Here is a 25,665-nt window from a genome sequence, read left to right as displayed (position 1 = left end):
TTAAGAAAAAATTATTCTTCACCAACGTGTACATCAAGTGTTGCTGTTACTTCATGGTGTAGTTTTACAGGGACTTTCGTATGTCCTAAAGCGCGAATAGCTTCCGGCAAGTCCATCTTACGTTTATCTATTTTAATACCATGTGTTTTTTCAAGCGCTTGAGCAATTTGTTTCGATGTAATGGAACCAAACAATCTGCCACCTTCACCGGATTTCGCTTTTAATTCCACTGTTAATTTTTCCATTTTTTCTTTTAACGCTTTTGCTTCAGCTAGTTCCTCTGCCGCTAATTTATCTTCTTTTTTCTTTTGAGCAGAAAGTGTACTTAAAGCTCCTGCGCTCGCCTCGACAGCATAGCCATTTTTAATTAAAAAATTGTTTGCATAACCATCAGCAACATTTTTTGTTTCTCCTTTTTTACCTTTACCTTTTACGTCTTTCAAGAAAATAACTTTCATAATTATGTTTCTCCCTTCCAATACGCATCAATGGCGCTGATTAATTGTTTTTCTGCTTCTGCAATTGTAACATCTTTTAGCTGTGTGGCTGCATTGGATAAATGACCGCCACCGCCGAGTTTTTCCATAATGACTTGCACATTGATTTGTCCAAGCGACCTTGCACTAATACCGATTAATTTATCTGGACGTAGTGTAATAACAAAAGATGCTTGTACACCTTCCATTGAAAGCATCGTGTCTGCTGCCTGTGCTGCAATCACCGTGCCAAATTCTTCCTCTTCATGTCCAGCCGCAATCGCCATACCATCATGATAAACCTTTAGCGACTCTACCAAACGGCTACGCTGCGTGAACGTCGTAATATCTTCTTTTAAAAATTGCTGCACTAAAATCGTATCCGCCCCAAGTGACCGTAAATAACTTGCCGCATCAAACGTTCTTGATCCCGTTCGTAGCGTAAAGTTCTTCGTATCAACAACAATTCCAGATAATAGCGCAGTTGCCTCGATTTTCCCAACTTGCTCTAAATCAGGTTGATACTCAAATAGCTCTGTAATCAGTTCTGCTGTAGACGAAGCATACGGTTCAATGTACACAAGCACCGGATTACCAACAAACTCTTCCGAACGACGATGATGGTCAACTACAACTACATTCGTTGCGGAATCAAGCAACTCTTTATTAATGACCATTGAAGGCTTATGCGTATCTACTACAACAAGCAAGCTCTTCTCGGTAATATTTTCAAGCGCAACTTGTGGTGTAACAATATTTTTAATTACATTGGGATATTCCTCAATTTCATTCATAAGTCGTTTCACATCTGGACTCATTTTGCCAGGTTCAACGACCACATAAGCATTCCGATCGTTCATCTCTGCAATTCGCATTACACCTAGACTTGATCCGATTACATCCATATCCGGATAGCGATGCCCCATAACAAAAACTTGATCGCTTTGATTGATTAGTTCTTGTAACGCCTGTGAAATAACACGCGCACGAACACGAGTCCGTTTTTCCATCGGGTTTGTTTTGCCTCCATAGAAGCGCACTTTCCCTTCTGGCTGCTTAATAACCACTTGATCTCCGCCACGCCCTAAAGCAAGATCCAAGCTAGACTGCGCTAAATCAGCAAGTTTAATCAAATCTTCTTCTTTATAACCAATCCCAATACTTAACGTCAGTGGAATATTTTGTTTCGAGGTACGTTCCCGAATTCGGTCTAAAATTTGAAATTTCTCTTCCTCCAACTTTTTTAACATTTCTTCTGTTAAAAAGGCCATAAAACGGTCTGTAGAAATTCGTTTTAAATAAATCCGATGTTCACGAGCCCAGTTTGTCAGCATTGATGTCACCAAATTATTGAGTGCACTGCGACGTCTATCATCCATTCCTTGCGCCCATTCATCATAGTTATCAAGGAAAATAACAGCAAACACCGATTTATTCGCTTGGAATTTTTTATTCAGCTCATAATATTCTGTTCGATCATATAAATATAAAATTCGCTCTTTACGCTTCACGATTGTGTCGAACCTATGTTCACGCCAAGCTATCGACATAATACCATCATCATCATTTCCAGTAATTACGTCTAAAAATTCTGGCCCTACTTCTTCCAAAGACTCCCCAATTAATTCGGTCTTATCGAAGTATTTAGACATAAACGGATTTACCCATTCAATTCTGTAATGTTCATCATACAGCAATATCCCCATTGGCATTTCTACAAGCGCTTCTTCTTCACTGCGTTTAATCCGGTACGTTAGGTTAGAAACATACTTTTGAACATCCTCATTCAGCCGATATTCAAAGTAAAACATCGCCACTGTGAGAATAATTCCACCAACTATAATTAAAGCAGATAACCACCAGGAAAAAAAGAACGTGATTATGCTCAAAATAACTGTCGCCGCAATCAGACCGTATAAAGGATATTTAAGCATTCTTTTTTGAAAATAGCCTGACATTTCATCCAGCTCCCCATTTTTTTACATACCTTTTGTCTGAATTTAAGTATCTATATCATAACATAAACCTTACTAACAATTCACCACTATTATTTTACCTATAAATTCCTATTTCTTCAAACCCAAGCACACTTTTAGACAAAAAAAGCGACCCAATAGGCCACTTTTATAAACTTAAGCTCTTAATCAACTTAGATGAGGCATAACAATTTTCGCCATTAGACATCTTAACGACTCCTTTTGTTGCATCTAACTCATGAATATTTTTCTTATTTACAATGTAGGAACGATGACATCGATAAAACGACTCGTCTAACATTTTTTCAATACTTTTCAGCTTCCCGTAAAACTCTACTTGACGATTTTTGCCATGTAAAATTACTTTATGAATCGTAGGTGCTGTCTCAAAAAACAAAATATCATCTAATAGTTCATGAATAATCTTTTTATCCGAAACTTTAAATGTAAAATACTTTTTCATATCTTGATTGTTTGAGATGCGCTCCCCAGCCTGTTTCATACAAGCCAAGACGCGTTCATGTAGTGTATCAATATCATCTTTTATTATATAATCAAGCGCTTCTACTTTATATGTGAATGTCATATAGCTAAGTTCTGCATGGGTTGTAATAAAAATAATAAAACCACGCGGATCAAATTTTCGGATTTCTTGCGCTAGTTCGAAGCCATTCATATCTGGTTGCCCTAAATCAATATCTAAGAAATATAGCCCCATCCCTTGGTGACTAGGCATTCGTGATACTAACTCAAACGGATCTCCTGTTGAAAGTTCCAACTTCATATCAAAATGTTCAACCATAATATAGTCTTCAATATATTTCGTTAGCCTTTCTCTTTGCATTCTGTTATCTTCACAAATAAAAATCGGTAGCATAAAATCATCCCCATTCTTCTACATAATTTCTAGTTCTTGAATAACTTCTCTATTTGTCACTCTCGTATCTAAAGTAACGTGTGAATATTTCTGCATAATTTCACGCAAACTAGCAAGTCCCAAACCACGACCTTCTCCTTTGGTGGAGAAACCCTCTTCAAATATTTTATAAATGGGTGGCATATTGTTTGGCAAACTGTTAGCAAACACGATTAACATGCTTTCATCTTTTTTAACAAATGCAATTCGAATTACTGGATTTTCACAGGTTAATGCTGCTTCAACGGCGTTATCTAACAAAATTCCGACTGCTTTACACAAATCAATGCTGTCCATCGCAATTTTATTTATTGGTTCCACAACTTCCAAAATCGCATCAATTTTCAACTCTTGCGCTCGAATCAGTTTAACCGCTAAAAGCCCTTTAAGTTCCATAACATGAATATTTTGAAGCAAAGAAATCTTATAGTTATTTGATTCAATGGTTTTATTTATAGGTACAATATTATTTTCAAAGTAAAACTTCAAGCCTTGCATATCATTATTATCAATATATCCTACAAGTGTTGAAAGAATATTTACATAATCATGCCGAAAAACTCTCATTTCCCTATGCAAGGATTCCAGTGTTGAAACGTAATCCTGCAACTGTTCAAGCTGCTCTTTTTGGTTTTGTACTTTTAATTCATTAGTCGCTGTTTTAATCACAACTGCCACAATAACAATTAGCAAAATAGTATATCCCGTAAAAATCAAGGTATTCGTTTTCAAAATAGTGCTATCGTATCCAGCTATAGAACCAGCATATATATTCATATAAAACGCTAACACGGTAAGTGCTACAATCGCCAAAATGATATAGGCATATTTCCGATGTTCTGCAAATCTTGTAATGTTAATTTTACCAATTAGTTTTCTTAGTATATATGAAAGCACCAACAAATTAGCAAGCATCCCTACACAATATATTAATGTTGGTAGTAATTCATTGAATATGTCTTCGTATTTAAAGTTCAAACCAGGCACTAAAACAAAACCAACGATGGAATCACTAATGGTAAGCAATATAATAACAATAAGCGTGATGGAGGCAGAAGAAACAATGTTCTTATTTTTCCAATACAATGCACTTACAAAAATTAGCGCCACGAAGATCATCGACCAATATTGAACTAATGTAAATAAAGGGAAGGCTAGCATAGCAATTGCCACGGTAACCAATCCCTCTTTCATTGAAAATACTTTGTTCGTTAAAATCTGTATAGCTATAAAAATACCCGCTATCTGTATAAATGCCATCAAAATACTAAACATATTGGTCCTCCACTGTCTTATAAATCTTATGTTTAAATATGTAATTTGCTCTCTTTTTATTTTAGCATGAATTTTGATGTTATACAGTTCTAAATTTATTTATTTTCGTTTTTTTCTTGCATTTTTACGAATGGACTTTTTGGTTCATATACAAACATAAAACATGCTTTACTCATAGAAGAATCCGCAACTTTCATGGATTGTTCTTCTAACTTTTTAGAAAGGAATCTTCCAACTGTTTTATTCATATTTTTCATAGTTCCGATACCTCCTTCTCAATAGTTTGTAAGTTATTGGATTAATACTAACTACCTGATACATAGAGCCTATCATGATTAATGTTTTCATCTCTGCGAATGGTATAAGTAACGTGATTCCCGTTAAGATCAGTGTTCCTATCATCGCTTTTCTTTTTAATTTTTTTCGGTGTTCTTTACCGATTAACGGCAAACTCTCGGTGTCTGCCGGAGCGAATAAAAACATGTTGAGTAGTATAAACGCGAATGTGCCTAAAACAATCCAATTATTAGAAAGTATATTTTGAAAAACCAATGGTGTGAGCACAAACATTGCTAAGCTCATTATTGTACAATTCAATGTTTTGGTCGCATGCAGTCCAAATGAATACCGTCTAAGCCATAAATACGACAAATGCACTGTCATTGTTTGCAGTAAAACCCCTGTAAGTAGAGCCATACCGTATACGATAGCAAACTTCATGACATTAATTAAAATTATTTCCAGCCCATATTTTACTTTTAAATACCCTTCTTCATCGTCTTTCCAGCGATCTTTCGAAATCAAAACATCTGCTATACGTTCGGACAAAGGTACTTTTGCAGTAAAATTACTCAACTAATTCACCTCCACTAATATTTTACAACGAATTTACTCATAATAACCAAAAATGTAATGAAATGTCCGATTCTTGTCATGAACGACTAAAAAATGGCAAAATCAGCATTTTTTAGAATACAATTCAGAATTTTCAAATGAGTAAAAAGATATAGTATCAGGGCTTAATCTCCTATATTAATATATAATTTTAGTGTCGATTTTTACAAAAAAACAGCCTGTAAAATAATAATTACAGGCTGTTTTCATATCTATTAGTCGTCTTGTTCTGTTTGAAGAACATCTAATGTTTTTGCATTTAGTTTGATTTCATATTTATTGTTGTCTTGTCTTACTGTTACTTCATAATAAGTTGTATCTAATTCTCTTTCAATAGTCCAACTTGTTACTTCGCCAGCTTGCTCACTAACCGCTTTGTCCATTGCTTCTTTTGGCGTTTTAATACCATCTAAGTCAAGTTTTTCATTAGCTTTTTCAACTCCACCGGCATCTTCCCCATCAAGACGATCCGTTTCGTCACTTAGCTGCTCTTTTGTTTCTGCGTTAAATTTCATTTCGTATTCATTATCATCTGAAATACCGTCCACTGTGTACACATATTTTCCTAGATTTTTTTCTAATTCTATACTAGAAATTTCTGCATCACTATGTTTTTCTTTAAAAGCATTTACTGCATCTTCATAACTCATATCAAAATCTTTGTTTTGCAAGTTTTCTGTTGAACTACTATCATTACTGCTACTTTTACTTGTCTCTCCGCTACTATTGCTATTATTTGAAGATGTACCTTTATCATCATTAAAACTACATGCTGACAAGGCCCCTACTAATAATACTGCTACTCCTACTGTTGCTAATTTTTTATACATATTTGTTTCCCCCTGTGCGTTTTATAATTTCTATAACAAGAATAACATGAACTTTTGTCACAAACGTCCTTCTTAAGTCTTAAATTTAATTGTCTTAAGGTCTATTTTTATAAGAAAATAGCCTAGAAACGAGTTCTAGACTGTTAAATTTAACTTATTTTTCTTCAGCAACAAATGGTAATAAAGCCATTTGGCGTGAGCGTTTAATAGCAACAGTAAGTTTACGTTGATATTTAGCGCTTGTTCCAGTTACACGACGAGGTAAAATTTTACCACGTTCGGAAACGAATTTTTTAAGAAGTTCTACATCTTTATAGTCGATATGCGTAATACCATTGGAAGTAAAGTAACATACTTTTTTCCGACGGCGTCCGCCTCTGCGTCCTCCAGCCATTGAAAATTCCTCCTATCTTAAAGTTCAAACCGCTAAAATGATTTTAGAATGGTAAATCGTCATCAGAAATGTCGATTGGCTTACCATCACTTGCAAAAGGATCATTATTAGTGGATTGATAATTTTGATTTTGAGATTGTTGCTGGTCCTGTCCGAATCCACCGTTATTAGTAGTCGCTTGCCCGAAGTTATTTCCGCCGTTATTATAATTATTGTTGTTATTATTGCCGCCTTGATAGTTATTTCCGCCACCGCCATTAGAATTACGCGGTTCAAGGAATTGTACACTCTCAGCTACAATTTCTGTTACATAAACACGTTTGCCGTCGTTTCCTTCGTAATTACGAGTTTGAACGCGGCCATCAACACCTGCCATGCTTCCCTTCTTCAGGAAATTAGCAACGTTTTCTGCTGGTTTACGCCAAACAACACAATTAATAAAGTCAGCTTCTCGTTCCCCCTGTTGGTTAGTGAACGTACGATTTACAGCTAATGTAAAAGTCGCAACAGCCACGCCAGCCGGAGTATAACGTAATTCAGGATCTTTCGTTAAACGTCCTACAAGTACAACACGATTCATCATGCAAAACCAACCTCCTCTCGTTTAGTAAATCAAGGCCTCAAACCTTGAATAAATTCTTAAGCTTCTTCTTTAATTACCATGTGACGAACGATATCATCAGAAATTTTTGCTAAACGGTCAAATTCGTTGATAGAATCTGCTTTATCAGCATTTAATTTCACGATGTGGTAAAAACCGTCACGATAGTCATTGATTTCATATGCTAATCGACGTTTACCCCATTCTTTTGATTCGATGATCTCCGCGCCATTTTCAGTTAAGATTCCGTCAAAGCGTTCAACAACAGCTTTTTTCTCATCTTCTTCAATATTAGGGCGAATAATGTACATAATTTCGTACTTTCTAGCCATCTACTCTACACCTCCTTGTGGTCTTAAGCGGCTCTGATAAGATATGAAAACATACCATATCCTTGAAATGTTGACTGCCTTTAGCAAGCCTTCAAATCAAGAGCGAGCAAGGAATAATTTATAATTACTCACAATAAAATATTATATCATAGCACTAACTAACCAGCAAGATATTTCTCGAAAATTTCTGGTTTGAAAATACTATAGCATATCAAAAAACAGACGACAATCATTTTTGTGAAAGTTGTTTTTTGGTTGGTATTTCTATGTTTTAGTGGCAGTTTATAAATTTTCTCGAACAATTGGCATTGACATACATCTAGGACCACCACGACCTCTAGAAAGTTCTGAACTAATTACTTCATGGACATTAATTCCCGCACTTCTTAAGAGGTCATTCGATACTTGATTTCTATCATATGTAACTACTTCTCCCGGGGCAATTGCAAGTGTATTAGCCCCATCGTTCCATTGTTCTCTTGCCGATACGATGACATCTTCTCCACCACAAGGAATAAAATCGACTTCTGGTACCTGTAGCACTTCAGCAATAACCTGTTGAAAGTCTTTACGGGGGGTAATTTCTAGTCCGTTTTCGCTCTTTTCCAAAATATAGACATTGAGTTCACCTTGCTTATTTTGAATAGCTGGATGGATAGTAAATTGATCAAAATTCACCATTGTAAAAACGGTATCTAAATGCATAAATGATCTTGTTTCAGGGATTTCAACAGCTAGCACACGCTTGATTTCTGCCCCTCGACTAAATAAATTTTCTGCCAGTTGCTCCACCGCACGTGCATCAGTCCGCTCGGATACTCCAATAAGGATAGTCTCGTTATTAAGGATTAATTCATCGCCGCCCTCCATTGGAAACTGCGCCTCTCTATTAATCCAAATTGGAATTTCTTGTTTATTAAATCTTGGGTGATGTTGCAAAATCAGTTCCATAAACATTGACTCTCTTCTTCTAGCAGGTTGGAACATCTTATTGATTGTCACGCCACTTCCAATCACTGCAGCAGGATCTCGCGTAAAATATAGATTTGGAAGTGGATCTAGGAAAAATGGATATTGCTTTTCCATCATTTCATTCAGGTGTTTCTTTTTTCGTTCAGGGATTTCTGATTTTTTCAGACCAGACATAAGCTTATTGATCATCTCAGCTTCATTAAAAGACATTAAATAATCTCGAACATAAAGTGCGCTCGCATCCATTTGGTTGGACTCTTGAATCATCTTTGTAAGAAATGCTTCTTTATTTCCAGATTCTCGTAAAGCTTCAGCAGCTAGTTTTTCTAAATATAGAACTTCGATTTGAGCGTCTTGCATTGTTTTCACAAAATAATCATGTTCTTTTTGCATCATTTTTAAATAAGGAATATCGTCAAACAGTAAAGATTGCAAGTATTCTGGTGTGATATTTTCCAGCTCAGATCCTGGTCTTTTTACAAGAACGGTCTTCAGTCGGCCAATTTCAGATGTAATATTTAATATATTTTCCACTTCCATCACCTCTTCCTATCCACTTACCCCAAAAATGATTTTTTTACTCAGTGCATTTCCCGGGAAATAAAAAAACACGGAAATTACTCCGCGCTTTTCTTGCCAATTTTACTTCTAATATATGATACAACCATAGGAATGACTGATACAACGATAATTCCGATAACTACTAATGAGAAATTTTCTTTCACGATTGGGAAATTCCCAAAGAAGTAACCAGCTAACGTACAAATTAGCACCCATACTGTTGCTCCTAAAATATTGTAATTTAAGAAATAGCGATAATTCATCCGGCTTGCTCCAGCAACAAATGGCGCGAAAGTACGGATAAATGGCATAAATCTAGCAATAAAAATAGTTTTTCCACCATGTTTATTAAAGAATGCCTCTGCTTTTTCCATTTTCTCTTTATTAATTAATTTTCCAAACCAACTATCTTCGGGTATGGATGTTCCGATTTTCTTACCAATGTGATAGTTTACTGTATCTCCAAGAACCGCTGCTAACCAAAGTGTGATTATTAGTGGGACAATATGTAAAATTGAACCATCTAAAACAGATAAAGCTCCCGCAGCAAAAAGTAATGAATCCCCTGGTAAAAATGGAAATACTACTAATCCAGTTTCTATAAATACAATCAAAAATAAAATGATGTAAGTCCAAATTCCAAAATTATTTATAATCTCCACTAAATGTTCGTCAATGTGCAAAATAAAATCAATGATGAAGGTAATAAAATCCACCAGGCGCTCACTTCCTCTTCTTTTTTTAGTCAAAGTTCATTTTACCACAAAATAGCCCAGCGTGTATCAGACTTGTGATGTATTTATCTATTTTCAAAAATTATTTTGCGTTAGTTTCGTCCTCCATAAACTGATATAAAACAAGTTCCATGATAGCAATGGTCGAAATTCGCGAAGTAATATCTAAATTGTTCATTTCAATTTCATCTGTGAAGATATATAAATTAATGTCACTCATATTTTGAATAATATTATTATCTGCACCAGTAATAGAAATCAACATTGGGGTCAAACTGCGATTTTTCAATTTTTGGGCGGTTTGTATTAATTCAATATCATGTCCGCCGTATGTAAGGATAAAAACTAAATCATCACTGCCAATATGAGGAAGAACCGCTTGTCGGTACTGATAGTCTTCTGGAAATTCTACTAAAAAACCACTCATTGTATAAAGATATTTGATATATTTTGCTGCATGTTTACTTAACCCTTTAGCAAAAATATAAATTCTCGGCTTATTGGCTAATTTTTTCGTGATTTGCTTGATTTTACTTGGTTCTAAAACTCGGACTGATTCCATAATGTTTTTTAGGTATTCTTCTCGGTAATCGGATTGTTCCACAACAAACGGAGATGGTTTTAGTTCCGTATTTCCTAGTAAAGTAAATTTAAGAACGGTTGTAAACTCGCTATATCCGGTAAACCCTAATTTTCGTACAAAACGTAAAAAAGTGGTTGTTGAAACAAAGCATTCTGCAGAAACCTCACGAATACTTTGGTTTTTAATTAAATTCATATTTTTTACTACATAATCAAACAAAATTCGTTCATTTCGAGTAAGAGAAGCTACAGTCTTGCTGGAAATTTCGAAAAAGTCCATACTTTCAGGTCTCCTTTTTATCCACGCATCGCGGTTTTATCAGGGATATGTTGCGTGATACAGTGAATATTTCCGCCGCCTAACAAAATCTCACGTGCTTTAATCCCAATAATTTCTCTATCTGGGTATAGTTTTCCAAGTAGTTCCGAAGCATCTTTATCTTTTGGATCATCGAAAAGCGGGAAGATAATTGCGCCATTCGCTGTGTAGTAGTTCACATAACTAGCAGCTAACCTATCTCCCGCTTGCCTTGGAAACGTTCCATTTATTGCTTCTACTCCTTCACTTTCCGCCTGTGTAATTAATACTGGATCTGGACAATACAATTTATGAATTTTGATTTTTCTTCCTTTTGCATCGGTTTCATTAGTCAAAATTTCATAACATTCGCGGGAAATTACATATTGTGGATCGCTTTTGTTGTCAGTCCATGATAGCACAACCTCGCCAGGAGCAACAAAATTAAAAATATTATCAATATGTCCATTTGTTTCATCTAAATAAAAACCATGTTTTAACCAGATAACTTTCTCTACATTAAAATATTTTTTCAACGTTGCTTCAATTTCAACTTTAGTTAATTGCGGATTTCGCCCCTCTGATAAAAGACATTCTTCCGTTGTTACGAGCGTTCCTTCGCCGTCTACATGAATAGAACAACCTTCTAAAATAAAATTTTCCGGTGAATAATAATCCATTCTTTCTAAATCACATATTTTTTTTGCCATTTGGTTATCTTTATCCCACGGAAAATAGAGACCATCAAGAAGCCCTCCCCATGCGTTAAATCCCCAGTTTACACCCCGCATAGCACCTTTGTCATTAATTAAAAAACTTGGTCCATAATCGCGAATCCATGCGTCGTCATTGCTCATTTCAATAACGCGAATAGCATCTGGTAGTGCATTACGAGCATTTTTATACTGATTGCCTGATACAAACATCGTGACCGGCTCGTATTTTGAAATTGCAATGGCTACATCTTTATAATTTTGTTGTGCCGGTTTCCCCCCAAGTCGCCAATTATCAGGTCGTTCTGGCCAAATCATGAAACATCCAACATGAGGTTCGTATTCTCCAGGCATTCTAAACCCATCCTCTATTGGCAACCCATTCCGTTGTCCCATCCTTATTCTCCTCCTAAAACATCTTAACCATATTATACATGAAATAAAACTGTACAAGACAAAAACCGAGTAAAAATTACCCGGATTTCCGCCTCTATTCTACTATCCTGCAACAATTACCGTTCCCGCCTCATGTTCAAGCATCGCGCCAATGTTTTCAAGCGAAGTAATGATAGCTCTAGCATCTGGTCTTTCTTTGACAAACGCTGTAGCTGCCTCGATTTTCGGCAACATGCTTCCTGCAGCAAATTGTTTTTCGCTAATATATTTTTCTAATTCCGAAACAGTTACTTTTTCGAGTTTTTTCTGATTGGGCTGATTGTAATTGATATAAACATTCTCTACCCCTGTTAAAATGACCAACAAATCTGCGCCGATTAATTCAGCTAATTTTTCAGATGCAAAGTCTTTATCAATAACCGTTTCAACCCCTGTTAAATCCAGTCCCTCTTCTACCACCGAAACGCCACCGCCACCTGCAGAGATTGTTACGACTCCACTATCTACGAGTTGCTTAATAACTTTATACTCTTTAATACTAAGCGGGCGCGGCGAAGGTACAACTTTACGGTAACCACGACCAGCATCTTCCAGAAAAATGGCACCTGTTTCCGCCATTTCTTTTTCAGCCTCTGCTTTGCTTAAAAATGGCCCAATTGGTTTGGTTGGATTTTCAAAAGCAGCATCATTCTTATCAACTACAACTTGCGTAATTAAAGAAACGGCTACTTTATCAATGCCATGTTTTAAGAAAGCTTTATCAAGTGCGTTTTGCATCCAGTATCCGATACTCCCTTGCGTCATTGCTACACAAGTATCAAGTGGCATTGCCGGGTTTTTTTCTGACGCACCCGCGTGTTGTTGCAACATCAAATTCCCCACCTGAGGACCATTCCCATGCGAAATAATTAAGTCATCCCCGTTTTCAATAAATTGAACTAAATATTCCGCCGTTTCTTCCAAGGCTTTTTGTTGTGCTTTTGAGCTGGCATCACTTGACAAAATTGCATTTCCGCCAAGTGCCACGACTATTTTTCGCTTCATTATGGCTCTCTCCTTATCCTCTTGGCACTTGTTGCGTAATGCAATGAATATTTCCGCCGCCAAGTAAAATTTCTCTCGCCTTAACACCAACAACTTCACGGTCTGGATAAAGCTGTTGCAGTTTTTCACGTGCTAATTCGTCATTTGGATCATCAAATAATGGGAAAACTACGCCACCATTTGCAGTATAGTAGTTAATATAACTAGCAGCCAAACGATCGCCTTCCTCACGCGGTAATGTTCCTTCTACCGCATCCACACCCTTGCTTTCTTCATCCGTAATTAAAATTGGTTTTGGCACATGAATTTTATGGACTTCCAATTTGCGCCCTTTTGCATCCGTTTCATTAGATAAAATATCAAAACACTCTTTGGAAATTTCATATTGTGGATCAGACTCATCATCTGTCCACGCAAGCGCAACAACACCTGGACGAACATAATTAAAAATATTATCTACATGTCCGTTTGTTTCATCTAAATAAATACCTCTTTTTAGCCAAATAATTTTTTCTAAGTTTAAATATTCTTTTAGTACCATTTCAATTTGTTTTTTCGATAGTTGGGGATTACGTCCTTCTGATAGCAGGCATTCTTCTGTTGTAACAAGTGTCCCTTCACCGTCCACATGAATCGAACCGCCTTCAAGTACAAAGTCCGCTAAACGATAACGATCTTTTCGTTCGAGTTCACATATTTTTTGAGCCACTTGGTCGTCTTTATCCCACGGGAAATATAAACCATCCACTAAACCGCCCCATGAATTAAAAGACCAGTCCACACCACGAACATCTCCAGAATCATTAATAACAAATGTTGGACCACAGTCGCGTACCCAAGCATCATCATTATCCATCTCTACTACACGAATTTCATCAGGAATCATATATCTAGCATTTACATATTGGCTAGAACTTGCAACTACTGTGACAGGCTCGAATTTTGAAATGGCTGTTGCTACATCCACAAATGCTTTTTGGGCTGGTTTGGCACCTAAACGCCAATTATCAGGTCGTTCTGGCCAAATAATATAGCAACCAGTATGTTTTTCAAATTCACCTGGCATTCTGAAACCATCTTTTTTAGATGAACTATCAATCGTTTTCATTTTTTATCTCTCCTTTATCGATTCTTTTACCAGCAAGCCAAATACAAACTTCACCTACAATAACTGCTACAACTGTTCCTATCAAGATTGGTATCTTTTCATTCAATTCCGCACTAGACCCGTTTAAAGGAACCGCTGAGAAAATTAACGTAATAATAAGTAAAATCATTGGTACAAATGTCATTAAGTAAAGTAAAATTTTTCCACCTGGAACTTTAAATGGACGTTCGCGGTTCGGATCCACCTTACGTAATTTCAAGAAAGCTGGGAACATTAAGATGTATGAACCTAGTAAAGCAACGACATTCAAAGCAAAGAATGCCCAGAAAATATTTTCATTTGGAATAAGAGGTGCTGCAACGATTAACACTGAAGCAACGACACCATTTAAAATACTAGTCCCCGTTGGCATATCATTTTTCGGATTTGTTTTCCCAAAAACAGCTGGTAAATCTTTGTTTTTCGATGCATACATAGCCACATAGTTCACGCCGAGTGCCCATGATACTAAGTTTGCGACCAGTGTATACATAAACATAATCCCAATAATAATAACAAACGGGTTAACTCCACCAATCAGCATGATAAAGCTATCAATTAAGCCTCCTGATGCAGAAAGTTCAGAAGTCGGAATTGCTGCCCCCATTCCGAATGCTGCTAATAAATAGAAGAAAGCTATCAAAATACCACCATAAATAATTGCTTGTGGAATTTGTTTTTTCGGATTTTCCATATCACTTGCAAGCGTTGTAACAACTTCAAAACCTAAGAAGTTAAATAAAATAACGGAAATAAAAGATAGACTTTCTAAATCAAAAGTAGGAAGCAATGCTTTTCCAGAAAAGTCATTTGCAAGCCCTTTTGTAACCGCAAAATAAATTCCAAGCACACCAAGAGATAGCATGATCGCTACTTTACAAAATGCTGCAATATTAAGTATCCATTTACTATCACTCACTGGATAGCAACTAATAATAACAACAATCCAAACAAAAACGAGTTGAATCAATATCGAAACCGGCGTCCCAAATGATATTGGAAAAATTTGAGTAATTACTTCTACAAATAACACCGCTAAACTTGCCATCCAAATGGGGTAATTAATCCAGTAAAGCCAAGCAACTCTGGCACCCCATTTTCGTCCAAATGCTCGTTTCACCCAATCATAAATCCCGCCCTCATCATCATAGGTTGTCCCAAGTTCTGCTGAGACAAGCCCATATGGTAAGAAAAATAATATTAAGAGTGCAATCCACCAGAAAAACTGAGACGACCCGATCGCTGCTGCCGGTGCGGCTGATTCCACAACTAAGACAACGCAGACAGCCATAAGAACTGCATCAAATAACCTGAATTTCTTTTTTTCCAAAATGCCCACTCCTTTTTTTAAGTGGGGGGAAGAAAGCTATTAAGACTTTCTTCTCCTCCTTATTTTGGTATCTTATAAACCAGCGCCATTTCTAAGCAATAGTTCTAGCTCTGCATCATATTTTTCTGCTACCGCAAAACCAGCTTCCTTCACATATGGATTCATGAAATATACAAGTAGCGCTCTCATCGCAGTCAATCTATTTTCTGCTTCATCGATGACAACAGAATAAGGCGCATCCAGAACTTCATCTGTCACTTCTTCACCACGAGTAGCTGGCAAGCAGTGCATAAATTTCACATGTGGGGCCGCTTTACTAATTAGCTCTTTATTCACTTGATATTTAGGATAGAAAGTTTTCAATCTTTCTTCTTCAGAAAGTTCTGCTTCATATAAGCCATACCATACATCTGTATAAATAAAGTCCGCATCTTTAAGTGCAATATCCGCATCTTCTGTAATTAAATAACTTCCGCCAGATACTTTGCAATTTTCTTCGGCAATTTTCAAATGTTCTTCTCTTAGTTGGAATCCTTTAGGGCCAAATTGAACAAAATCCATTCCTAATTTAGTCGCCATAAACATGGTCGATGCACAAACTTGGGTAGCATCCCCAACAAAAACAATTTTGCAATCCTCAATTTTCTTGCCTGCTGGAAGATGTTCAAACATAGTAATCGCATCACCTAGCTCTTGTGTTGGGTGATTGTAATCGCTCATCCCGTTGATTACTGGAATTGCTGCAGTATTCGCAAGTTCCTCTACTGTTTGATGCCGTTCTACACGTGCCATCAAAATATCTACCAATCTGGAAAGAACTTTCGCTGTATCACCTACTGATTCGTGCCCGCCAAGTTGAATTTGTCCTGGCGCTAAGTACTGAGCATGTCCGCCAAGTTGTGTCATCGCTGTTTCAAAAGATACCCGTGTTCTCGTCGATGATTGTTCGAAAATCATACCTAGTGTTTTATGTTTTAAAAGTTGTGGATAATGACCATTTTTAATAGATTCTTTCATTTTACGACCAATTTCTATCATAAATAGTATTTCTTCTTTAGAAAAATCTTTCGTATCGATAAAGTCTCTTTTTTTGTTCATTTTTGTCACCTCAACAGTTTATTTTCTACATATTATCTGGGCATACTCGAGTAATTCCTTGCCACATGCTCATCATAGTACAAATAAACTTATTTTTGAATACGTTTTCAGGTTTTAAGAACAGGCGGAATCACCCTGTAACTCGTTACATTCTGCGTAACATGTGACATGGGCAAAAAAGGAGACTGGCAAAACCCCTGCTATCAAAAGGTCTTCTCCAGCCTATATATGATAATAATATGCGAGCAATTGAAAAGAATAATCCTACGAAAAGATGTCTGATATTTATTAGCGAATTTCATTTCCCATTCATTTTTCGTCCTCCTAATAAATCACTAAAAAACGCCGCCTGGTAAGCCCAGACGGCGTTTCAATTTTATTCCTCTACGGAAGCAGCTTCTTCATAATTGATTAATGCAATTAGTCCACCAACAGCAAGTAGCACGATTGGTAGTAAGAACATTATGGAAATGGACATTGTGCAGCCAATTGCCGCAGCAACCATCATTGCGCCACCAAGACGCGGTTTATTCGACACTACAAACGAACCAGCAAGCCCAACACCTGAAAGCACAAGCGAACCAATCGTTAACATATAGAAGAAAAACGATTCCTCTTCTAAAGCTTGTGAAATATCAGGAATAACCAGTACCATCAAACTAAAACCAATACCAAGTGCCGCCCCTAAAAATCCCAGCAATCCTTCAACTTTCATGACAAAAACTCCTTTTAATTACGCATTTTCTTTTATGTTATCATTTTAACAAAAAAATGGGTAGTTATCAGCTTAGAAAATAAAAAAAGACCGGCAATTACGCCGGCCACAAAAAGGGAGTTTAGGATTTTAAGGAATTTTACAATTAGCAAAAAGGGAGTAAAACTAATTGCATTCCTTGCTTACAAATACTATATTACCGATTAAATATGAACATTTAACGATGATTTTATTAAAAATTTGTTAATGTTTCACGTGAAACATTAACTTTTGCTCCAATTAAGCATGGTTTTGCTGCCGCGCTATGTCCAATTTCAGCTGTGCGAAAAATAGGCAATTTATATTTTAGACCTAGTTCCTGATATAAGTGGCCTATTTTGCCGTATTCTCCATTCTTTTCGGCTTCTGAATATTCACCGATAATCAGACCTGAACACTTAGAAAAAGCTCCTAGTTGCTCTAATTGGGCCAGATACGATGCTATTTTGGCCTCTCTTCCTCCTAGGCTTTCTAATAAAATAAGTTTGCCTGAAAAATCTGGCATAAATTCTTTCCCAGCTAACTTTAAAAAACAACGAATATTCCCACCAATTACCTCTGCATGACTCCATTCAAAATTAGTAATGGATTCTCCAGTAATCATTAGTCTATTTTCAAAAAACACTTGTCTGAATTGCTCCAACTGTAATACGCTCTCGCTTCCAACTAAGTTTAACAGTAAATAATTATATCCCATCTGTTTTGTTTTTGTATAAATAGCATTCAGGATTACTGTTAAATCACTATAACCAATGAAAGGCTTTCCAGATTCACGAATAATATCAAAATCGAGATAAGGTAAAATTTGATTCGCAGCATCCCCACCAGAAATATCAAAAATAGCTTTAATTTCAGGGTTTGTATACAATCGCATTAATTCCGTCGCCCGTTCTTCCGCAGTCCCACTATACGGCGAGTCATCCATTTGAAAAATAGTTTTAGCAAAAAGAGTTTTCAATCCCAATTCGGCGTCTAAAATACGCACTAAATCAGTAATTCTCTCTTTATCCGCAACTCTCCTACCATCAGAACAACAAATAATCCCAATACTATCTCCCGTTTTCAACATAACTCCACCACCTAGTTTTTTCTCAGTATAACATAAAAAACAGCTTGAGCAATTTCCGCCCAAGCTGCTTAATTAGTATGATTAAATTACTAGTGTGATTAAACGATCTTCTAATTTAGCTTCTTTAGAATCAGTAATCATTACATCTAGATAGGAACCTGAGTTTGTGATGACTACTGGAGTTGTTACATCATATCCAGCTTCTTTAATGCCTTCAATATCAAATTCAACTAATAATTGACCTTTTTCAATCGTATCACCTTGTTTAACATGTGCTGTGAAGAATTTACCCTCTAATTGAACTGTGTCCATACCAATGTGAATCAGTACTTCTGCACCGTCATTTGTTGTAATACCAACTGCATGACCTGTTGGGAAAATGGTTGTTACTGTTCCTGCTGCTGGAGCTACTACACGTCCTACAGAAGGGATAATTGCAACACCTTTACCAAGTGCGCCGGATGAAAATGCTTCGTCTTTTACGTCTGCTAAAGTAACGATTTCGCCAACTACTGGAGCTGGAATTGTTTCACGTTCGATTAAAGTTTCGCCTTCAACTGTGTTAGATTCTTCCACTACTGCTTCAGCTGGGTCTTTGAATCCAAGTACATAAGTTAGGATGAAACCAAGGATAAAGCTGATAGCAATTGCGATGAACACCCACCAAAGTGAGCTGTCAATTCCTGTACCTGGTTTAATGAAACTCGGAATACCAAAAATTCCAAGACCACCAATAATATAACTTTGAGCTCCTGCAAACCCAATAATTCCTCCACCAATACCACCAGCGATACAGCTCATGATAAATGGTTTTTTCAGTGGTAAAGTAACCCCGTAAATCGCTGGCTCAGTGACACCAAAGATACCGGAAATAAATGCTGGGATACTAAGAGATTTAATTTTTGTGTTTTTAGTTTTAAAGAATACTGCGAGTACCGCACCGATTTGTGCGAAAGATGCTCCGAATGTCATTGCTAAAATTGGATCATGTCCAAGTACTGTGAGGTTGTTGATTGCCACTGGTACAAGACCCCAGTGAAGTCCAAAAATAACGAACACTTGCCAGAAACCACCTAATAGTAAACCAGCAACAACTGGACTTAAATGATAAACCCAAATGGTACCTGCTCCAAGTAACTGACCTGCCCATGTAGCAATTGGACCAATAACTAGGAATGTTAGTGGTACTACTACTAATAATGTACAGAATGGAACTACGAATGTTTTTACTACATCTGGAACGATTTTTTTGAAACCTTTTTCAACTTTAGAACCAAAGTATGCTGCTATGATAATCGGAATAACAGAAGATGCATAAGACATCAAGATAACTGGAATTCCTAAGAAAGTTATATGAATTGGAGATTCAAAAATAGTACCTCCGAAAAGAGTATAAATTGGATCACCTGCAGAAACGCCAGCAAGTGTCGGATAAACTAACGATGCACCAATAGCCATCCCAATAAATATATTCCCACCAAATTTTTTCATTGCTGTGTAACCTAGGAATATTGGGAAGAAGTAGAATAAACAATCCCCAATTGCATAAAGCAAAATATAAGTCCCTGATGTTTCGGTAAGCCATCCAAATGCTAAGAACATTGCTGTGAAACCTTTAATCATACCTGTTGCGGCTAATACACCTAAAACTGGAGTGAATACACCCGAAATCATATCAATAAATCGGTTAAAAATATTTCCACCTGATTCTGAACTACTATCTTCAGCACCTTCAGCAGAGATCCCACTAACGGCTAATACTGCACTAAATACATCTGGTACATGGTTACCAATAACTACTTGGTATTGACCACCACTTTTAATTACGGAGATAACTCCATCAAGCTTTTCAATTTCTTTAGTGTTTGCAATACTCTCATCTTTCAGTTTAAACCGAAGTCTGGTAATACAATGGAAAACACTGTTGATATTTTCTTTACCGCCAACATTTTTCAAAATGTCTTTTGCTAACTGTTCATATTTCATTTTGACGACTTCCTTCCTCTTTTTGGTTTTTTGGGCAAAAAGAAAAACCTAAGCTCATTCGAGGACTCCACGTATAAACGTGTCCTACAAATCAGCTTAGGTTTTGCCCAATGAATTGGTAACAATCCTTTGTGATGAGATAAATATATCATATAAAGAAAACGGTTGCAAGCCTTTTTTAAAAATAATTTTATTTGGGAAGAATTAATGTCCTCGAGATAAGTTAAAACCTAAGATTTCGCATTCTCCGTTTTTTTATAATCCGGCTGTTTTACCTTTGTTTTCTGCTGAATATCCTATTATTTAAGTCTGGCTTTAAAATTGAAAAAGAAGAAAATGCCAATAAATAATATCACTTAAAACCCCCACCTTCACGCTAGAAGATGGGGGTTTTTTAATTATTAATCGATTTCTTTACCATTTGTTTCAATTACTTTTTTATACCAGTCGAATGATTTTTTCTTCGAGCGGTCAAGTGTTCCGTTACCTTTGTTATCACGATCAACATAGATAAAGCCATAACGTTTTTTCATTTCGCCAGAGCCTGCGCTGACAAGGTCGATGCAGCCCCATGGTGTGTATCCAAGAAGTTCTACGCCGTCTTCAATTGCTTCACCCATTTCGCGTACGTGTTCGCGCATGTAGTCGATACGGTAATCATCATTAATTGAACCGTCTTCTTCTACTGTGTCCACTGCACCTAAGCCATTTTCCACGATGAAAAGTGGTTTTTGATAGCGGTCATAAATGGTATTCATTGTAATACGTAGACCTAGTGGATCAATTTGCCAACCCCATTCGCTTGCTTTTAGGTATGGGTTTTTTAGTGTTGCGAATACGTTGCCTTCTGTTTCTTTGTTTTTCTCAGGATCTGCACTAGTTAGACGGGAAGAATAGTAACTAAAAGCTATATAATCTACGGTGTTATCGCGTAGTGCTTCTACATCGCCATCTTCCATTTTGATGTTGATGTTGTTTTCTTTAAAGAAGCGTTTTGTATAGCTTGGGTAGTAACCGCGTGATTGAACATCAATGAAGAAGTATCCTTCACGATCAGCACCAATTGATTTCCAAACATCTTCTGGATTACATGTCATTGGGTACGTGTTTCCCGCAGCAAGCATACAACCGATTTGATTTTCTGGGTTGATTTCATGACCAAGTTTTGTTGCAAGAGCTGATGCAACTAGTTGGTGATGCGCCGCTTGATATTTCACTTCTTCCGGATTTTCTTCCTTAGTAACATCTAAACCGCCACCAATGTATGGAAGATGAAGAATCATGTTAATTTCGTTAAATGTCATCCAATATTTTACTTTATCTTTATAACGTGTGAAAATCGCTTCACAGAAATTTAAGTAAAAATCAATACATTTACGGTTTTTCCACCCACCATATTTTTTGAAAACTTCAAGTGGTGTATCAAAATGGTTAATTGTAACAATAGGTTCGATGCCGTATTTATGACATTCGTCAAAAACTGCATCATAAAATGCTAATCCTTTTTCATTTGGTTTCGCTTCATCACCATTTGGGAAAATACGTGGCCAGCTGATGGACATCCGGAAACATTTGAATCCCATATCCGCCATTAATTTAATGTCTTCTTTATAACGATGATAAAAATCAATGGATTCGTGACTTGGGTAAAAACCATAATCTGTAGCAAGCGCTTTCGATGGATTGAATAAAGCTTCCCAACGTCCGTCCTCTACTGTTGGAAGGATATCTACAAGTGAAAGTCCTTTGCCATCTTCAAGATAAGCTCCTTCACATTGGTTTGCAGCAACTGCTCCACCCCATAAAAAATCTTTAGGAAATTTTGATTCTGTCATTTTTGTGTATCTCCTCTCACATTTATAATTTACTTCTTAACTATAGAATATGTAATGCATTACAGAGCAAGGAATATTTTTTTAATTTTTTCGAAGAGCTAAAAATTTTGTTTAAAATAAGGTTTATTATCGATTCGAGTTTTAAAATCATTGTATCCTTTGTGAAATAAAGAAGAAATGAGTTTCTAGAGACTCCCACTTTAAGTATAAATCTAGTCTGATTTTTGAGATTGCAAAAAGAAACTCTTTTTCTTTTTTACTAATTACCATTTCTTTAAGTTGTTCTGAGGGAGTGTAAAATAAACCTTCAATACCTCCTCATATAAGTATCTAGCATCTGAACTTCGAAAAAAAGAATCTTGAATTCCTTGATTGTTAATTTCAAAATAAGGATTATTATCCAGCCCAATAATAGAAATATCATGTAGTTCTTCTAATACTGAGAGCGCCCTTGTTTTTCCTAAAACATTAATTATTTCACTATAAAATTCTTTGTTCATTCCTAGCGAAATAAATTCATCATTTAATCTAGTAAATTGGTTTGGAATTACAGAACCAGTTCTATGTTTATCTTTATGTAATATTCGTATTGTTCCTATTTCCTCAAACTTATCATTCGTAAATAAATCAATAAAAAAAAGATGTCTTATAACCATAATCATCCCAATTATCTTTGGTTAAGATTATAAATTTTTTTATTATCACCTTCTGGTTTTACTTCCCTTTCACTTGTAAAACTTCGAACAAAATACTCCGTTATCTTCCCTCACTACATATTTTTCTTTTGTATATTTTTAAGTTATAACACGAAATAAAAATAAATTATAAAATTCTATATCTCTTTCCACATCCTATAATAATCAAATTCGTTCCTAAATTGTTTTAACTAACAGATTCACATATTCCATAATAGTCTAACTTCATTCAAAACTTCTTATCTATCCAAAATCATTTTAGCGTAATACTTAGCTATTAGATGAATTAAAATCTAACAGTCATCAGTAATTATTTGCTCATATTTTTTCATATATGAATATTCTATAATAGTACCTAAATTGGTATTATCTTAGAAACAACGAATTTAATAAACTTTATCCATGAAGTTCACTATCAATAATTCTATCCAAAATGTCTACTTTTATTATCATCTGTAACTCCTAAATCTTAATAAGATTACACTCTGGTTATTCTATGCTTACCAAATCAAGATGTACAATGATTTCCACCAAACAAAAAGAACATATGCTCGCTCATATAACGTAAACGTATGTTCTTTCCTATCATTTTTAGGTTAAAAGTTAATTTATATCATTCTTCAGTAACTACTCATTAATATTATTTTCTACCTACAACTTTACTAATGCATATGACTCTCATCTTTAAAAGTCCTTATGTTCTAGTTTCACTTAATTTTTTTATGTTCTTTATATGATGCTCCATTACTTTTATATGTGTAAGTTCCAACATATTTTCCTGATCCATTTTCGTATTTTTTAACTTTTACGGTTACATTAGCTTTCACTTGAGATAATTGACAACGTCCTATCGGAACCGTTGATACACCAAGACTTAAAGGTCCAACTGGTATCCCAATATTATAAGACTTATTATGATTCTCAATCTTTATCTTTTTTGTACTGATTTTTTTAATACTGTGAGAAATTGTTTTATAGTGAAACCCTGTTGCACTTTTCACTATCATTTGTTCACTTTTAGTTGTATTATTCATCGAGTCATCTAGTGATACTGGTAGTAGATTTTCATCTAAAATTATTCCTTTTTCTTGAAAAGAATCTTCTTCATGAGCTGATACTAACGATGGTACTCCTAAAACAATAAAACTTCCAACTAATACTGGCAAAACGAACTTTCCAACAATTTTTTTCATTCTTTTCTCCCTCTTTCTCTCATTGAATTTATAGATAATTCTATGCAGAAGTAAGATATTTTACCAATAGCATTATAGCAGGTAAAACAATTGCATAAAAATTATTTATCAAATGGATAATTATTGTATACCATATGTTTTTAGTGACTAAGTAGATACAACCCAAAAACAATCCAGCAAAAAAATAAGGTATTAATTGTTCAAAACTATTTGTACTCCAGTAATGTGCAAATCCAAATAATAAACTTGAAATAAACAAAAGTACAACTTTAGCTGATTTTTTATTTGAAATACTAAAGAACAAATAACGAAAATATAATTCTTCTGTCACTGCTGTAAGCAACCCATACATAGAACATATAAGTATAAAAATTAATTGCATTAGAGTTGCAGTTTCTGCATTAAAATTAGTTGTTTCTCCAACAGCTAAACTTCCGAAAATTAAAATCATCTGTAGAATAATAGTTCCAATAACGCCAATAAGGAGCATTTTCCACCATTTAGTTTTTAAGTCTTTCCTATCTTTTTTTAAAACATCTTTAAATAAATAAATAGAAATAAGAAAACATAGTAATATTGGTAAGAATATACCTAAATAAGTTAACCAATACAAATTTTTGTGAGTTTCATTCCAATTCACAATTACAAACTGGAGTATGATTTGGAGAGGAGCTATTAGAAATGCTAAATATTTATATTTTTTCATAATCCATCCTTTGAGATTTATTGTTATTAGAAGCTAGTTCTACTTTATCATAAGAAACCCATGTATAACCAAAAATGTAATGAAATGTCCGATTCTTGTCATGAATGAGCAAATACAGGCTAATTTAGGAGTAATTCGCAACTCAGTTTGCATGGTTTTACAACAAAAAGTTCTTGAAGAGTTCTTTCCCAGTAGTTATACACAATTTTATTCATCTTTAAATCAAATAGTCACAAAGATTTCAATTTTAACTAAATTACAGAACATTAAAAGCTAAGTAATTCACATTTAAAAGTGAAAATCGTTTTTTTCGCTGCATACCATGTTATATTTTTTCACCCCAAAGAAGAAAAAAACTATTTTACTGACTGCAAAAGTTTACATCTCTTTCTATCATAGTAAGTATTGCAGCTCAATCAATCACAACCCAAACTACTAAAAATAATTCCCAGCTCTATCAATTGAATTGTTTAACATTTCTACTAAAATTCTATTCTTAAAACATTACAAAACCCGCAGAAAATCTGTAATAGATTTCTGAAGGTTTTTACTATCTCATTTTGATAGGTCAGTTCCTACTTTATTCGGTATCTTCTTTATATCTTTTCTTTGGAATTTTAATAACAAATAATGCTATTAAAATCAGTAACATTCCGAGCAACATATGATTGTTATCACCTGTTTTTGGCAACTTTATTTTCGGTTACCTTTACTTGATTATTTTCTGAGGCCTGTCCGTTATCTTTCCCATTTTCATTCGTATCATCTTTCGGGTACACTTCAAAAGTTAGACCAAATGCCGACCAGAGAAATCTGGTTGGTATTTTTTATGCGGTCATCTGTTCGCGGTACTGAATA

The 25,665-nt window shown here is 35.4% G+C and carries 26 protein-coding genes; all 26 read right to left on the bottom strand.

The annotated features are described in order from the left end of the window. Positions 1-11: 11 nt before the first annotated feature. Positions 12-458 carry a 50S ribosomal protein L9 gene (rplI, locus tag HCJ50_RS11090; RefSeq protein WP_185344363.1) on the bottom strand — a complete coding sequence of 149 codons (447 nt, stop codon included), beginning with the start codon at positions 456-458 and terminating at the stop codon, positions 12-14. A gap of 2 nt (positions 459-460) precedes the next feature. Continuing rightward, the gene (gene pdeA, locus HCJ50_RS11085) at positions 461-2,434 is read right to left on the bottom strand and encodes a cyclic-di-AMP phosphodiesterase PdeA (RefSeq protein ID WP_185344361.1); all 1,974 of its coding nucleotides are present in this window, start codon (positions 2,432-2,434) and stop codon (positions 461-463) included. Positions 2,435-2,600: 166 nt separating this feature from the next. After that, positions 2,601-3,329 carry a LytR/AlgR family response regulator transcription factor gene (locus tag HCJ50_RS11080; RefSeq protein ID WP_185380441.1) on the bottom strand — a complete coding sequence of 243 codons (729 nt, stop codon included), beginning with the start codon at positions 3,327-3,329 and terminating at the stop codon, positions 2,601-2,603. Between the two features lie 18 nt (positions 3,330-3,347). After that, entirely contained in the window at positions 3,348-4,643 is a 1,296-nt protein-coding gene (locus tag HCJ50_RS11075; RefSeq protein ID WP_185344357.1) for a sensor histidine kinase, read from the bottom strand. Between the two features lie 95 nt (positions 4,644-4,738). Beyond that, positions 4,739-4,900, bottom strand: coding sequence for a cyclic lactone autoinducer peptide (locus tag HCJ50_RS11070; protein ID WP_185344355.1), 162 nt, complete (start codon positions 4,898-4,900; stop codon positions 4,739-4,741). Then, the gene (locus HCJ50_RS11065; RefSeq protein ID WP_185344354.1) at positions 4,884-5,498 is read right to left on the bottom strand and encodes an accessory gene regulator ArgB-like protein; all 615 of its coding nucleotides are present in this window, start codon (positions 5,496-5,498) and stop codon (positions 4,884-4,886) included. Before HCJ50_RS11065 ends, HCJ50_RS11070 begins: the two co-directional genes overlap by 17 nt. A gap of 254 nt (positions 5,499-5,752) precedes the next feature. Continuing rightward, positions 5,753-6,367 carry a PepSY domain-containing protein gene (locus HCJ50_RS11060; RefSeq protein WP_185395699.1) on the bottom strand — a complete coding sequence of 205 codons (615 nt, stop codon included), beginning with the start codon at positions 6,365-6,367 and terminating at the stop codon, positions 5,753-5,755. Between the two features lie 154 nt (positions 6,368-6,521). Further along, a complete protein-coding gene (gene rpsR, locus HCJ50_RS11055) occupies positions 6,522-6,761 on the bottom strand; it encodes a 30S ribosomal protein S18 (protein WP_003721669.1) in 240 nt (79 codons plus the stop codon). Between the two features lie 43 nt (positions 6,762-6,804). Continuing rightward, the gene (gene ssb / locus HCJ50_RS11050) at positions 6,805-7,344 is read right to left on the bottom strand and encodes a single-stranded DNA-binding protein (protein ID WP_185344350.1); all 540 of its coding nucleotides are present in this window, start codon (positions 7,342-7,344) and stop codon (positions 6,805-6,807) included. Between the two features lie 56 nt (positions 7,345-7,400). Next, positions 7,401-7,694: a 30S ribosomal protein S6 gene (gene rpsF / locus HCJ50_RS11045; protein ID WP_003718123.1), complete on the bottom strand. Its 294-nt coding sequence runs from the start codon at positions 7,692-7,694 to the stop codon at positions 7,401-7,403. Between the two features lie 282 nt (positions 7,695-7,976). Further along, positions 7,977-9,206, bottom strand: coding sequence for an arginine deiminase (gene arcA / locus HCJ50_RS11040; RefSeq protein ID WP_185344348.1), 1,230 nt, complete (start codon positions 9,204-9,206; stop codon positions 7,977-7,979). 77 nt (positions 9,207-9,283) lie between these two features. Then, a complete protein-coding gene (locus tag HCJ50_RS11035; protein WP_185344346.1) occupies positions 9,284-9,943 on the bottom strand; it encodes a DedA family protein in 660 nt (219 codons plus the stop codon). A gap of 100 nt (positions 9,944-10,043) precedes the next feature. Further along, entirely contained in the window at positions 10,044-10,823 is a 780-nt protein-coding gene (locus HCJ50_RS11030) for a MurR/RpiR family transcriptional regulator (RefSeq protein WP_185344344.1), read from the bottom strand. Positions 10,824-10,840: 17 nt separating this feature from the next. After that, a complete protein-coding gene (aguA, locus tag HCJ50_RS11025; protein WP_185344342.1) occupies positions 10,841-11,950 on the bottom strand; it encodes an agmatine deiminase in 1,110 nt (369 codons plus the stop codon). 102 nt (positions 11,951-12,052) lie between these two features. Further along, positions 12,053-12,994, bottom strand: a complete 942-nt coding sequence (gene arcC / locus HCJ50_RS11020) for a carbamate kinase (protein ID WP_185344340.1) — start codon at positions 12,992-12,994, stop codon at positions 12,053-12,055. A gap of 13 nt (positions 12,995-13,007) precedes the next feature. Next, positions 13,008-14,102 carry an agmatine deiminase gene (aguA, locus tag HCJ50_RS11015; protein WP_185344338.1) on the bottom strand — a complete coding sequence of 365 codons (1,095 nt, stop codon included), beginning with the start codon at positions 14,100-14,102 and terminating at the stop codon, positions 13,008-13,010. After that, the gene (locus tag HCJ50_RS11010) at positions 14,089-15,474 is read right to left on the bottom strand and encodes an APC family permease (protein WP_185344564.1); all 1,386 of its coding nucleotides are present in this window, start codon (positions 15,472-15,474) and stop codon (positions 14,089-14,091) included. Before HCJ50_RS11010 ends, aguA (HCJ50_RS11015) begins: the two co-directional genes overlap by 14 nt. 69 nt (positions 15,475-15,543) lie before the next feature. Further along, a complete protein-coding gene (ptcA, locus tag HCJ50_RS11005) occupies positions 15,544-16,569 on the bottom strand; it encodes a putrescine carbamoyltransferase (RefSeq protein ID WP_038406361.1) in 1,026 nt (341 codons plus the stop codon). 376 nt (positions 16,570-16,945) lie between these two features. Then, on the bottom strand, positions 16,946-17,284 hold the full coding sequence (locus HCJ50_RS11000; protein WP_185344336.1) for a DUF4064 domain-containing protein: 339 nt from the start codon (positions 17,282-17,284) through the stop codon (positions 16,946-16,948). Between the two features lie 232 nt (positions 17,285-17,516). Continuing rightward, a complete protein-coding gene (locus tag HCJ50_RS10995; protein ID WP_185344334.1) occupies positions 17,517-18,392 on the bottom strand; it encodes a S66 family peptidase in 876 nt (291 codons plus the stop codon). Between the two features lie 81 nt (positions 18,393-18,473). After that, positions 18,474-20,378: a beta-glucoside-specific PTS transporter subunit IIABC gene (locus HCJ50_RS10990; RefSeq protein ID WP_185344332.1), complete on the bottom strand. Its 1,905-nt coding sequence runs from the start codon at positions 20,376-20,378 to the stop codon at positions 18,474-18,476. Between the two features lie 401 nt (positions 20,379-20,779). Beyond that, positions 20,780-22,213, bottom strand: coding sequence for a 6-phospho-beta-glucosidase (locus HCJ50_RS10985; protein WP_185395700.1), 1,434 nt, complete (start codon positions 22,211-22,213; stop codon positions 20,780-20,782). 263 nt (positions 22,214-22,476) lie between these two features. Next, complete coding sequence (locus tag HCJ50_RS10980; RefSeq protein ID WP_143211483.1) at positions 22,477-22,875, bottom strand: hypothetical protein; 399 nt, start codon at positions 22,873-22,875, stop codon at positions 22,477-22,479. A gap of 740 nt (positions 22,876-23,615) precedes the next feature. Beyond that, the gene (locus HCJ50_RS10975) at positions 23,616-24,101 is read right to left on the bottom strand and encodes an LMxysn_1693 family intestinal colonization protein (protein ID WP_185380434.1); all 486 of its coding nucleotides are present in this window, start codon (positions 24,099-24,101) and stop codon (positions 23,616-23,618) included. A 40-nt stretch (positions 24,102-24,141) separates the two neighbouring features. Beyond that, complete coding sequence (locus HCJ50_RS10970) at positions 24,142-24,807, bottom strand: CPBP family intramembrane glutamic endopeptidase (protein ID WP_185380433.1); 666 nt, start codon at positions 24,805-24,807, stop codon at positions 24,142-24,144. Positions 24,808-25,387: 580 nt separating this feature from the next. After that, entirely contained in the window at positions 25,388-25,498 is a 111-nt protein-coding gene (locus HCJ50_RS16105; protein ID WP_143211484.1) for an LPXTG cell wall anchor domain-containing protein, read from the bottom strand. Between the last annotated feature and the right edge of the window lie 167 nt (positions 25,499-25,665).

The sequence above is a fragment of the Listeria immobilis genome, from assembly GCF_014322765.1.
GTDB classification, from domain to species: domain Bacteria; phylum Bacillota; class Bacilli; order Lactobacillales; family Listeriaceae; genus Listeria; species Listeria immobilis.
This window is presented reverse-complemented; position numbering and strand designations above follow the sequence as displayed.